The 14,180-nt window shown below is 42.3% G+C and carries 5 protein-coding genes and 1 pseudogene; 4 read left to right on the top strand and 2 right to left on the bottom strand.

Annotation, left to right across the window (positions count from 1 at the left end):
* Nucleotides 1–13: 13 nt before the first annotated feature.
* Nucleotides 14–624: pseudogene (locus CDG77_RS11450) on the bottom strand (Uma2 family endonuclease).
* A gap of 147 nt (nt 625–771) precedes the next feature.
* Between CDG77_RS11450 and CDG77_RS11445 the strand changes: the two are divergent.
* From CDG77_RS11445 to CDG77_RS11435, 3 genes are all read left to right on the top strand, one after another.
* Nucleotides 772–3,360, top strand: a complete 2,589-nt coding sequence (locus CDG77_RS11445) for a CHAT domain-containing protein (protein ID WP_094329498.1) — start codon at nt 772–774, stop codon at nt 3,358–3,360.
* Nucleotides 3,361–3,392: 32 nt separating this feature from the next.
* Nucleotides 3,393–7,058: a CHAT domain-containing protein gene (locus CDG77_RS11440; RefSeq protein WP_094329497.1), complete on the top strand. Its 3,666-nt coding sequence runs from the start codon at nt 3,393–3,395 to the stop codon at nt 7,056–7,058.
* A 114-nt stretch (nt 7,059–7,172) separates the two neighbouring features.
* Nucleotides 7,173–9,464 carry a caspase family protein gene (locus CDG77_RS11435; protein WP_094329496.1) on the top strand — a complete coding sequence of 764 codons (2,292 nt, stop codon included), beginning with the start codon at nt 7,173–7,175 and terminating at the stop codon, nt 9,462–9,464.
* 62 nt (nt 9,465–9,526) lie between these two features.
* Here the strand turns inward: CDG77_RS11435 and gshA are convergent, their stop codons facing one another.
* On the bottom strand, nt 9,527–10,666 hold the full coding sequence (gshA, locus tag CDG77_RS11430; protein WP_094329495.1) for a glutamate--cysteine ligase: 1,140 nt from the start codon (nt 10,664–10,666) through the stop codon (nt 9,527–9,529).
* Between the two features lie 783 nt (nt 10,667–11,449).
* On the opposite strand from gshA, the gene CDG77_RS11425 reads away from it, so the two are divergent.
* Nucleotides 11,450–14,164: a zinc-dependent metalloprotease gene (locus CDG77_RS11425; protein WP_094329494.1), complete on the top strand. Its 2,715-nt coding sequence runs from the start codon at nt 11,450–11,452 to the stop codon at nt 14,162–14,164.
* The last annotated feature ends 16 nt before the right edge of the window (nt 14,165–14,180 follow it).

Raw genomic sequence — 14,180 nt, 5'->3', positions numbered from 1 at the left:
GACATTGCTGTTTCTAAGCACTTACAACCGTAGGAAAAATCCGGCTCAAGTCTAATAAGACATCTTCAAATCCAGGAATCGCCACTGACTGATGGGGCAAAGATATCTGCTTGCTGAGATAATTGAATTCACCTTGAGCAGTTTGATCCGGTTGGCTGTAACGCTCAAGTTGGCGAAAATTTAAGTTGACAATCCAATAATTAGAAATTCCGGCTTCTGCGTAGACTTCTAACTTTGTTGTTTGGTCGTAATCTAGGGTTGAGTCGGAAATTTCGATCTCTAAAAAAATATCTTCGGGATAGGGATGATGGGGAAGATAGTCAGTCTCATTTCCTCGTGCGATCGCCACATCTGGTTCAGGTTCACTATCTGATGGTAGTATGATTGGCTCTTGACAACGCACAACAAGGCATCGCCCATCAATCGATCCAGTTGTCTACAAAGTCGAGTTGTACAAAATATATGGGGTGTGCCTTTTACTACCATTTGAATTAGTTCTCCACGAATCAACTCAATGCGTTCGGCTTTGCCGTCTCGAAGAGAATCGCTCTCTTTTAGAAATTCCAGTTCAATCAGCCGATGATATTCGTCAATCGTGAATCGCTTTGGTGTGACAATGTTCATGAGACATCACCGATTTAGCTGTAATATAGCAATCCTATTTGATTTATAAACTACTTGCTGAATTTTGCATATCTTGCGATCGCCTAGAGATATATGTTGTTAAATTCCCCGCTCCTGTATAAAAACTCCTAACCCTAAATCCCAACTATGCGCGATCGCAAACTTAGTTTAACCCCATTGATCGTTCTCATCTTGACTGTTTCACTGCCGATTGCAAATTTGCCTCCACTATTCCAGGTGTCGCAGGTATTGGCGCAAACACAAGCAGACCGCAAAGCAGAAGCAGACCGACTGTTAGAGCAAGGTATTGAACAGGGTAAGACCAGTCAATTTGAAGCTGCATTACAGTCTTGCCAACAGGCACTAATTATCTATCGTGAAATCAAAGACCGAAAAGGCGAAGGACAATCTCTGGGCAATCTGGGAGTTGTTTACTATTCGCTGGGAAACTACGCCAAGGCCATTGAGTACTACCAGCAGAGTTTGGCGATCGCTCGTGAAATCAAAGACCGTTTAGGCGAAGGTAAAGCTCTGGGCGATCTGGGAGGTCCTTACTTTTCCCTGGGAGACTACAGCAAAGCCATTGAATACCAACAACAGAGATTGGCGATCGCTCGTGAAATCAAAGATCGTTTAGGCGAGCGCTCTGCACTGGGCAATCTGGGAGTTGTTTACTATTCCCTGGGAGACTACGGTAAGGCGATTGAGTACTACCAGCAGAGTTTGGCGATCGCTCGTGAAATCAAAGATCGTTTAGGCGAAGGTAATGCTCTGGGCAATCTGGGAAATGCTTACTATTCTCTGGGAGACTACGGCAAAGCCATTGAATACCACCAGCAATATTTGGCGATCGCACGAGAAATCAAAGACCGTTTAGGCGAAGGTAAAGCTCTGGGCAATCTGGGATCTCCTTACTTTTCGCTGGGAGACTACGCCAAGGCGATTGATTACCAGCAGCAGAGTTTGGCGATCAAGCGAGAAATTAAAGACCGTCAAGGTGAGGGCAATGCTCTGGGCAATCTGGGAGTTGCTTACCGTTCCCTGGGAGACTACAGCAAAGCCATTGAATACCACCAGCAGAGTTTGGCGATCGCACGAGAAATCAAAAACCGAAATGGCGAGGGCGCTGCACTGAGTAATCTGGGACTTGCTTACTCTTTCCTGGGAGACTACAGCAAAGCCATTGAATACCACCAGCAGAGTTTGGCGATCGCACGAGAAATCAAAAACCGAAATGGCGAGGGCGCTGCACTGAGTAATCTGGGACTTGCTTACCAAAAATCTGGCAATCTAAAAGAAGCAGAAAAAACCCTCCGTGCTGGAATTGAGGTATGGGAATCTCTCAGGGGACAGTTGGGTAAAAATGATAGCTACAAAGTCTCAATTTTTGAAGAACAAGCTCGTACTTACCGTATACTGCAAAAAGTCCTAATTGCTCAAAATAAAACCAAAGAAGCGCTAGAAATTTCTGAACGGGGGCGTTCTAGGGCATTTGTGGAGTTATTGACTTCACGCTTGTCTAGCCGAAATTCAAGTCAAATCTCAGAACGTCCTGTTGATAAACCTACACTATCGCTGGTGCAACAAATCGCCAAACAACAAAAAGCGACGCTCGTTGAATATTCAATTATTTATGATGACTTTAAAATTCTAGGTAAACAAGAAACTCAAGAATCAGAACTCTATATTTGGGTAATCAAACCCACAGGTGAAGTTACCTTCCGCAAAGCTGACTTAAAATCCCTGTGGCAAAAAGAGAATACAACTCTTGATAAGCTTGTTACCACCAGCCGTGAAGCGATCGGTGCAATAAGTACAGCTTTTCGCGGTGGTGGTATTATCCCCAGTGAAGATATTGATAAACCCAAAGCCAAACAAAAATTTCAGCAACTCCATAAACTGCTGATTGAACCCATCGCTGACTTGCTTCCCAAACAAGAAACCGAAAAAGTTATCTTCATTCCCCAAAGTAGCCTATTCCTCGTCCCCTTCGCCGCATTACAAGACTCAGACGGTAAATACCTGATTGAAAAACACACCATCCTCACATCACCATCAATTCAGGTTTTAGATTTAACCCACAAACAGAAACAACGGATCGGCACACAACCCATAGAAGGGAAAAATACGCTGATTGTTGGTAATCCTACCATGCCTTTTCTCGCACCAAAAATCGGCGAAACTCCGCAACAATTAATTCCTTTACCTGGTGCAGAACGAGAAGCGATCGCAATTAGCAAATTACTCAAAACCGAACCTCTCATCGGCAAAAAAGCGACAGAAGCAACGGTGGTGAAGCGTTTACCCCAAGCACGATTTATTCATTTAGCAACCCACGGTATATTTGATGATATCCAAGGATTAAATAGCGGTATTGCTTTGACTCCATCCGGTAAAGATGATGGTTTATTAACAGCCTCGGAAATCCTGGATCTGAAGCTCAATGCCGAATTAGTCGTTTTAAGCGCTTGCGACACTGGACGCGGACGCATTTCAGGGGATGGGGTAATTGGTTTATCTCGTTCTTTAATTAGTGCTGGTGTACCCAGTGTCTTAGTGTCGCTGTGGTCGGTTCCAGATGCGCCCACAGCACTATTAATGACGGAATTTTATCAAAATCTGCAAAAAGGCTCTGACAAGGTGCAAGCACTGCGGCAAGCGATGTTGACGACGATGAAAAATAATCCAAATCCCGTTGATTGGGCAGCTTTTACTCTCATTGGCGAAGCAGAGTAAGTTTTTAATAATTCGTAATTAGTAATTTGTATATGTTCCAACCACATTCTTTAAGATTAATCCTGTTGCTGTGCTTATGTTTGTGTTCACAAACAGCCAGCGCCTATCCCAAACCAACATCCTCGCCCTCTCAACTAATAACCCAAACCAATACCGCAGACACCAACCGGGCTGCGGCCGAAAAAGCAGAAGCAGGAGCCGAAAAGTTAAAATTAGAAACCACACCCATTACTCAAGTCATTGCTAAATGGGAAGAAGCCTTAAAATATTGGCGTTTAGCAGGCGATCGCCAAAAAGAAGCCAATACTCTCGATCGCATTGCTAAATTATACTGGTTTCGGGGAGAATATCCCAAAGCTTTGGAATATGCTCAGAAAGCGTTACCTATTTGTCAAGCTTTAGGCGATCGCGATTGTGAGGGAGCAGCCACTGGTTCACTTAGCCTGATCTACCAGAAGATGGGGGAATATGAAAAGGCGATCGCTAACAAGGAACAACTTCCATCACTGTTTCCTGAAACGAAAATACAACCTAGTGTTTTTTGGACAACTGGACAGATTTACGCTCAAAACTTAGGCGAAAAACAGAAAGCACTTGATCATTACAACAAAGCTTTGGATTACTGGAAAGAAAAAGGTAATGTCGTCGAACAAGCTCAAATACTCGATTACATAGCTTTAACTTACGCAATCTCCTTCGGTGAAATCAACAAAAGCTTTGATTACATCACACAGGCGAATAATCTCGATCCAGAATTTAAGAGAGATAGAAGCATACTCGATTTGATTTATCCCTCGTTACAAAGTTCAATTTGTTCTGATAAATTAGCATCAATAAAAAAACCTCCTAAGATTGATAAATCAGGGAGTTCGTCGAATCAATCAGCTACCAAGAATAATATCGAAGACTTCAAAAAAAAAGCTCAAAAGTGGCGCACGAGAGGAATTATTGGCGCTGAGGCAGATTTCCTAGAATTGCTTGGTAGTTCAGGATACAGCAGAGTTGGGGAATATCAAAAAGCCCTTGAAGTTTATAAACAAGCACTCAAACTAAGACAAATAATGGGTGATAAGCCCAACGAAGCAAAGATACTTACCTATATTGCTGATATTCTAAACAGACAAGGGAAAAAACAAGAAGCAATTAATGCCCTCAATCAAGCCTTAGACATTCAACGTCAAATTAAAACTCGTCCAGCAGAAGCGGCTACTTTGTCGACTCTCGGTGATGTTTACTTGTCTTTAGGGGCATATCCTGAGAGTGTAAATGTTTACAAGCAATCATTAGGCATCTCGCAAATTATTGGCGATCGCGGCAATGAAGCAGATACTCTACATAAACTTGGTGCTGTCTATCGAAAGTTGCAAGATTACCAACAAGCCCTAAATTATTATCAGCAAGCCTTGCTTGTATCCAAAACAACGGGAAACTGTAATAGTGAAGCCTTATCATTAGGCTATATTAGTCAAACTTACTTGAATTCGGGAGATTATCAACAAGCAATTAGTTTTGGTAATCAGGCTATAACTTTATCTCGTAATTTAGAGATTGATGAGTATAAATTAGCCATAGAAGCAGGAACACTTAATTTCCGCGCTCAAGTTAAGATTAAACAAGGAAATTATTCCCAGGCTCTGGAAGACTCTGGAAAAGCCAGAAAACTGGGGCGAGAATCAGGCTTCAAGGAAGTAGAGGCGAGAGTGATCGCCCCAACTGCTGAAGCTTACGCAGCCCTCAAACAACCAGAGAAAGCTATACAAGCCTATCAAGAACAACTTGCTCTTTATACTCAAATGGGCTTAAGTTCTGAACAAGCCCAAAGTCTCTACAACATCGCTAAACTGCAACGTCAAAATAACCAACTCCAAGCAGCCCTTACCCAGATAGATAAAGCAATAAAAATCATCGAAAACATCCGCAAAGAAGTTGCTAGTTCAGACTTCCGAACCTCCTTTTTTGCCACCGTACAAGATTATTACCGACTCAAAATCGACATCTTAATGGAACTCCACAAAAAAGACCCATCAAAAGGATATGATGCCCAAGCAATTGAAACAAGCGATCGCTCTCGCGCTAGAGGACTTGTAGAACTGTTAACCGAAGCACGCGCCAATATCCGCAAAGGTGCAAACCCAGAACTCCTAGCAGAAGAAAGCCGCTTACAAGCCTTAATTGATGCTAGAGAAAAACTGCGGTTTGAGATGGTTAATAGTAACAAAATTAAAGACCCCATTTCTCAAGCCAACGCTGACAAGTTGAAAACAGAAATCGAGCAACTCCTAAACCAACAAAAAGAACTAGAAACGAAAATCCGCCAAAGTAGTCCAAAATACGCCAACCTGAAGTATCCCCAACCCCTGACTTTACTGCAAATTCAGCAACAACTCGACAAAGACACGCTGCTGTTACAGTATTCATTGGGTGAGGAACGCAGTTTTCTATGGGTGGTTTCTCCCAATTCTCTCGACACTTACGAACTTCCCAAAAAGCAAGAGATAGAGAAAAGCGCCATCAATTTATTTTGTCTGATTAGCCAAAATACTTCTAAACCACCTTCGGTAACAAATAAAGAAAATCCTTGTGCAGATATCAAAAATCGGCGGATTGACAAAGCAGCGACTGAACTCAGTCAACTCATTCTCGCACCTGTAAAAGATAAATTAAGCACTAAACGCTTAGTTATTGTTGCAGATGGAGCTTTGCAATACATTCCCTTTGCAGCGTTGGCTGATCTAACCCCCCAACCTTCTTCTGTGAAAGGAAAAGAGGGGAAAGATAAAGATAAACTCCCTACTAGGCGAGAGGTTATCCCGATAGATGATAACAGAGGAGGTATTAATCTTACTCCAGATATTCCAGTATCAAATAACTCTAACTACCAACCGCTATTTGTTAATCATGAAATAGTCAATCTACCTTCAGCATCAACGATCGCCATTCAACGCCAAGAACTCATCGCACGCAAACAAGCACCTAAAACTTTAGCTATCCTCGCTGACCCAGTATACATCGCTACCGATATGCGAGTTACCAACGCCCAAAACAACCAACAATCTCTTGATTTAGAGCTAGAACGCTCTGCCCTTAAACGTTCTGCTGATATTTCCAATTTCCAAGGTTGGGGACGACTGCTAGGTACTCGCCAAGAAGCCGAGACAATTTTAAAACTCGTACCTGACTCTAACAGTTTGCAAGTCTTCGATTTTGCCGCTAACTACACCTGGGCTACCAGCAGCAGCCTCAATCAGTTCCGCATTTTACACTTTGCTACCCACGGCTTTGTCAACGACACGAACCCAGAGTTATCAGGTATTGTACTTTCTCTGGTAGATAAACAAGGTAAAAATATCCGAGGATATCTGCGATTAGGAGATTTGTTTAACCTTGATTATCCAGCCGATTTAATTGTTCTAAGTGCTTGTGAAACCGGATTAGGCAAGGAAATCCAAGGTGAAGGCTTGGTAGGATTGACAAGAGGATTGATGTATGCAGGTGCAGAAAGATTGGTGGTGTCCTTGTGGCAGGTTAGCGATGAAGGTACATCTGTGTTTATGCAGGAATTTTACAAACAAATGTTGCAGCAAGGCAAGCCAGCGAATCAGGCGTTGCGAGCAACGCAGTTGAAAATGTGGCAGCAGGAAAAATGGCGTAATCCCAATTATTGGGCGGCGTTTACGTTTTTGGGTGAGTGGCGATGAGCGCATGACACCGATCTACTCAATTGCAAGGCGCTGTAATATTTTGCATAACCTTACACAATCCAGAAATACAATGCTTTAAAGCAACTTTAGCCAAAATAGATAAAAATCATAATGTCTGACATCAAACGCCGTCATTTTCTCCAATTTTGTGCTTCCACTCTCGCAACGTTGGGCTTAAGCCAATTGGAATTTATGCAGCAGGGGGAACGCATTAGCCAAGCCCTTGCCCAAAATGCACCCCGTAAACTAGCGCTACTGGTGGGCATTAATGAGTATTCTGGTACAATCCCAGCTTTAAAAGGTTGCGTAAATGACGTTCTTTTACAGAAACAATTATTAATTTACCGCTTTGGCTTTAAATCAGAGGATATTCGGATCTTGACAGATAAACAAGCTACCCGCCAAGGTATCCTCACAGCATTTGAAGAACATTTGATTAAGCAAGCTAAACCTGGCGATGTAGTAGTGTTTCACTTTTCTGGACATGGTTCCCAGGTAGAAGATCGCGATCGCGATTCTCCAGATGGACTCAACAGCACTTTTGTACCCATAGATAGCCAATTACCCCAAGGGTATCCGGCTGTTGGTGGCGCAGTTCAAGATATTACGGGACACACACTGTTTTTATTGATGTCTGCGCTGAAAACAGATAACGTTACTGTTGTGCTAGATAGCTGTCATTCTGGCGGTGGTACGCGGGGAAATTTGCGAGTGCGATCGCGCAATGGTGGGACTCTGTTGCAACCGAGTCAAGCAGAACTCGATTATCAACAACAATGGCTTGGAAAACTGGGACTTTCACAACAACAATTTATCGAACTCCGCAGAAAAAACGTTGCCAAAGGAGTTGTCATCGCCAGCGCCAAACGGGAACAGTATGCCGCCGATGCAGCTTTTGACGACTTTTATGCCGGAGCTTTTACTTATATATTCACTCAATATCTATGGCAGCAAACTGGGAATGAACCTGTCAATAGAGCGATCGTCAATGTGGCTCGGAATACGAAAATTCTAGCTAGAGAGCAAGGAAACTTTCAAGAGCCAGAATTAGAAACGAATTTCAGCAAAGAAAATACCAACGCACCCATCTATTTCTCTCGCTTTTCATCTCTCCCGGCGGAGGCTGTGGTGACTCAAGTTAACGGAGACCAAGTGAAATTGTGGCTTGGCGGGACAGATTCACAAAGTTTGGAAGCATTTAAAAAAGATATGATTTTAACCGTCTTAGATCCTCAAGGCGGTGAAAGAGGACTGGTAAAGTTAGGCGATCGCCAAGGATTAATTGCCAGTGGTAAACTATTGTCGAATACCAGGGCACAACTTCAAATCCAACCAGGAACTTTATTACAAGAACGCATCCGCAGTATTCCCAGCGATTTGACTTTAAAAATTGGGCTAGATAATTCTTTAGATCGAAATACTAGCCAACAGGCAGCACAAGCTTTACGATCTATCAATCGCATTGAACCCAAACCATTAGGAACTCTTGAGGTACAATATATTTTTGGTTGCATCACTGAGGCAAAACATCAAGAATTACAAAAACAACGCATAGCTAATCTCCCAAGTTTGGGTAGTTTTGGTTTATTTTTACCCAGTCAAGACCAGATAGTTCCGGCTTCTTTTGGTAGTAGCACAGAAGCAGTAAGTGAGGCAGTAAAGCGCCTGCAACCCAAGTTAAAATCACTGTTAGCTGCCAGAATTGTCAAGCAAATACTAGGAAATACTAACACCTCTCAGATTGCAATCACGGCATCCATGAATATTGCTGGCAATAACGAGTTACTTGGCGAAACTTTTACTATTCGCGGTGCTGTGAAGAAGGAAGCTGGAGAAACAAAAAAACCAGCGCCTGTACAAGTGATAAAATCCTCTGATTCTGGTGTTGCCAAATTACCAATTGGAACTACAATTAATTTCCAAATTCAAAATAACGAATCTAGCCCTCTCTACGTCAGCATTTTGGTGATTGATGCCCAAGGAGAAATGACAGTGATTTTTCCCAATGATTGGTCAGCCTCAGAAGATGCGGCATTAGTAGAAGCTAAACAAAAACGGGTCATTCCTCAAGCTGATGATGGGTTTAAACTCACCATTGGCGACCCTTTAGGATTATCAGAAGCACTGATTGTTGCTAGTACAACACCTTTACGAACTTCTCTTAAAGCATTGCAAACAATTGCTAAAGCAAGAGGACTAGAAAATCGCAACGCCCCAGTTGCTCTCCCTGATGAAGTGTTAGATGTTACTAATAGTTTGCTCTTTGACTTGGATGCAGGGACTCGTGGCGGGATTAAGGTTGAAGGGATCGCTCTCCCCGATGGAGTTCGGGGTATTGATACCAAAAAACTGGCAGCAATGGCGATCGCATTTGAGGTGGTTGCTGCTGCTAGTGGGCTTTAATGCGTTCCACGATCCGCTCTACCACGTCTTTGACAACACCACCTGATGGTATTTTTCCACAATTAAGTTAGCAGGAACGAACACAATTTATCTTCGAGTTCCATTTCGCGCTCTTGGGTGGCGAGAATAGCTTGGGAGACGACGCGCTGGGTGTCAAAACCGACTGTGTGTAACTGCAACCACTGTTGAGCTTCATTGCCTTCGCGAAGGATTTTGTGCAATGGAGAAAGGAAACAGCTAAAGCCTTGTTGTTTAGCGATCGCCCAAACATCTTGGTACATTTCCGAAATCCAATCTCTGGCTAGAATGGTTCTACCATCTTGCCAATGTCTCAAAGGAGCATCGAGACTAGCAGCAGCAGCCGCCGCTTCGTTTTCAGCAGTTAGGGTGACAAGTTCTTCACCAGAGAAAATACTTTGGGTTAAGGGATCGATGCTGGGATTTTCGATTATTTGCAACAAACGCGCTTCTAATAAGGCTGTAATGGCTAGCAAAGCAATGGGATCTGTGACTAAATCGCAAATTCGCAATTCTAGCCGATTTAGATCGTAAGGACGGCGATCGCCATTTGGCCGGACTGATGTCCACAAATGCCGCACGTTTTGCATAGTTCCCGCAACGAGTTGATCTTCCACCCACTGGATATGATCGGCGTGGCTGGCAAATAACGGCACGTGGTTAGGCGTTTGCGGAAATAAGCCCCATCGGGTGGAGTGATAGCCAGTAGTTTTACCATCCAGGAAGGGAGATGAGGCGCTGAGGGCAAGAAATAGAGGTGCTTCCATCCGAATCGCTCGACAGGCCCGCATCAATACTTCTGGATCGCTGATGCCTATATTAATATGTACGCTGGCGGTGACTACCTTCGTCCCGTAGGTGTTCTCAATATAATCATGATAAGTGTTGGCTGGATCGGAACGTTGAAAGCGATCGCCCCCACCTAAAGATAAAGTACTTCCCGGTATCAAGGTGTAATCGCCCAAGCCATTCAGGTAGCTTCGCAACTCCCGCCGGGGACGCAGCAACGCACACAATAAATTATCGTAATTATGGGATGGTTGGGTTATATATTCGACGTTGCGGCTATCTGGCTCCCGCATAAATCCATCCAAAGCTGCAACAATTTTGTCGGAGAGGCCGACGATTTCACCTTGAGGCGTGCCAGTATACATCTCAATCTCAAAGCCTTTTAATAAGACCACCTTGTTCTCCTCGGCTCTCTCTACTTATAAATTGTATCGAATTAGACGTATCTCTGGATCTATCTTTAAGTCGATCAAAGGTTAAGAATCATTTTATTGCCAACTCACCTGAAATCAGGACAACAGATTTCTGGGCTATTCTCCGAAAAATTCCAGATTTACGCAAAAAATCGCTAAAACCCTAGTACAGCGCGGCGGAAATATACATACCATTTTTAAGCCTTGCAGTCTACTGAATTTTCGTGGCAATGGTCTGCTTATTTTTGCCAAGCTGTACTAGCCGCAGGGTATTGCTCCTACAGCATCGAGTTTTGCGTAACTTATCAAGGCAATGCTAAAAACCTTTGAGAGTGGGTTCGACTCAAGAATTTTTGACTATCTAACAGAATGCTTGAAATTACCACAATTTTCCAGAATTCATCCGAAAAAAGCATTTACCTACTTAATAACAGCTTTCTTAAAAGTCTGATTCTTTCTTTATAAATCATGCTTGATATTTCTTCGGCTCCCAAATGTAGCACTAAATACATTTTCGATGCTACATTTGGGTTTTAATACATATACAAGTAAAAAAAACATGTATCTTTAGTTTGATAAAATATCTATTTTCAAACATAGATGCTTAATGGAAAATTCCTAAAGAGCCACTAATAACAATCAATAGTCACACAATTTTTTGAGTGGATTTATACTGTCATCCCTAGATATTTGAAGGGCTTGCAGACCAAAAATCAATCCACATTTTTCTCAACACGAGAGTTGCTTCAGGTGGAAAGCCAAAGGATGAAATACTGGATAAGTAAATTAGCAATCTTTATAGTATTACTGTATAACTTGTTTCTCTCAAGTGATTACGCAGGAGCAAACCAACTTTTAAATGATGTGCAGCAAGTAAATGCACTCCCAGTAGTTGAAAACTTAGTAAGTACTGATAATAATCTTGCTAAGAATAGAAAGCAAGATTTTTGCCGACTTAATAAGGTTGTCAAAGAAATAGATAAACTAGAAGGACTCTTCACACTTTATTGCACGGATAATTCGGGCAAAATTTACTTAGAAATCAAACCAGAGCAGCTAAATAAAGATTACCTAGCTATAGTAACATTAGAATCAGGCATTGGGGAAAGGGGAATTTATAGTGGATTACCTCTCTCTGATTTTCTCTTCTACTTCCAACGAGTAAATAATAGATTACATTTTGTTGTGCGGAATGTTAAATTCCGTGCAGAAAGTAAACCAGAAAAGCGATCGCTTGCTCGTTCATTTAGCGACTCAGTTCTTTATTCACTCGAAATAGCTAATATCGATCCACAGAATGAAAATATTCTGATAAATCTGGATGAACTGCTAATGCAGGATTTTCCAGGATTAACTCCCTTCTTAAAATCCTCTTTGCAAGCTGATTACCGCTTGGATGGACGCAAGTCATATTTTGGTGAAATTAACAGCTTCTCAGAAAATGTAGAAATTGATTCTATTTATGGTTTTTCATCATTAGAAGGATCAAATTTAGTCACAATACCCGATAGTAGGGCCCTGACTCTGAAGGTACACTATAGTTTTTCTCAGCTTAGAGAAAACAATGGTTATATTCCCAGACTTGCCGACGATCGAGTGGGATATTTTATTACTGCTTTCCAAGACTTATCTAATAATAATCCTCACGAATCATTTGTCCGTTACATTAATCGCTGGCATCTAGAACCATCTAACCCTAATGCTGCTTTATCCCCACCCAAAAAGCCAATTGTCTATTGGATTGAAAATGCTGTGCCACTAGAGTACCGCGATGCAATTCGTGAAGGCATTTTGATGTGGAACAAAGCATTTGAAAAAGCCGGATTTCAAAATGCCATTGAAGTGCAGCAAATGCCAGATGATGCTGATTGGCAACCCGCAGATGTACATTACAATACTATTCGCTGGTTCAACTCTTTGGATGAAGGTTTTGCTAGAGGGCCGATGCGCGTTAACCCATTCACTGGGGAAATATTGGATGCAGATATTATTGTGGATGCCAATATGGTGCGTTCAATTCAGCAAGAATATCATGCATTGATGGAAGTAAATTCATCTTTAGCGGACAAAAAATCATGTCGAGTATTCTGGCGAAGACAGAATGCAGATGCTAAGAATTATCTTCTGCCAAACTCTGAGTTCTGCTATAGTATGGAATCTTCAAATCAAGCCCAGATGGGGGCGCTGGCGTTGTCAATTTTGCCAAATATTACACCCATCAGTGAAACAATGAAAGAGTATGTGCATCAATATTTGCGTTCTCTGATTGCTCACGAAGTTGGGCATACTCTTGGGTTGCGCCACAATTTTCACGGCAGCACGATGTTAACGCCTGAAGAATTAAATAATACTGAAATCACTCACACCAAAGGTTTAGTGGGTTCGGTGATGGACTATCTACCTGTGAATATAGCACCACAGGGAGTACAGCAAGGTGACTATTTCCCAGGAGTTGTTGGGCCTTATGACGAATGGGCAATTGAGTATGGTTATAAAAAAAGCCCATCAGTAGAAATTGAGGGAATCATTCCAGAATCAGAAAAAAGTTTTTTAGAGCAGATTGCACTGGCATCGCCTCAACCAGAATTATCTTACGCAACTGATGAGGATATTTGGGACATTAATCCTTTAGCAAATGTCTGGGATATGAGTAGTGATGTGCTACTTTATTCGCAGTGGCAAATGGATAATGCCCGCGTGATGTGGGAGCGTCTTGACAAGGGTTATCTATCGAAAGGAGAAAAATATAGTAACCTGCGCGTCTCATTCAATAGAGTTTTTAAATATTATTTTCGGAACGCCACCTTGCTTTCTAAATACATTGGTGGACAATCGTTTCGCCGCCTCCATACTAGTGATGATGCTTCTTGGACATTTGTACCAGTTTCACTTTTAAAACAACGTCAGGCATTGACTAAGTTGCAAGAGTATGTATTTGCTGAGGATGCTTTCAGTTTTTCACCACAATTGCTCAATCAACTAGCACCACCGCACTGGGAACACTGGGGTAGTTCTGTACCTAATAACCGCCTTGATTATCCGATTCACGAAAATATTTTGAAGTTTCAAAGTGCGGTGCTGCGATCGCTATTAGACAGCGATCGCCTAAATCGTTTACAAGATATAGAATTAAAAACGCTGCCTGGGCAAGCACTTTCTATCCCAGAACTGTTTGACACTCTGCAAACAGGCATCTGGACAGAAGTTTTAACCCCAGGAGAACCAAAGCCAATTTCTAGCGTCCGCCGTTCGCTGCAACGGGAATATTTGAATATTCTGCTAGAGATGATGTTGGGTACTACTAATACACCTGAAGATGGACGGACATTGGCTTGGTATGAATTGCGTCAACTGCAAAAAGCCATTGATGTCAGACTTAAGCAACTTACTGAAAGCCTTGATATTTACACCTTAGCCCACTTAGAAGCTTCTGGCGATCGCATTAATAAAGCATTAAACGCGCAGTTACTCTCTAAGTAGTCGTCATTGGTTATGG

It is taken from the genome of Nostoc sp. 'Peltigera membranacea cyanobiont' 213, assembly GCF_002245975.1.
Classification (GTDB): Bacteria; Cyanobacteriota; Cyanobacteriia; order Cyanobacteriales; family Nostocaceae; genus Nostoc.
The sequence above is the reverse complement of the archived record's forward strand: the minus strand, read 5'-3'. Positions and strand labels throughout refer to the sequence as shown.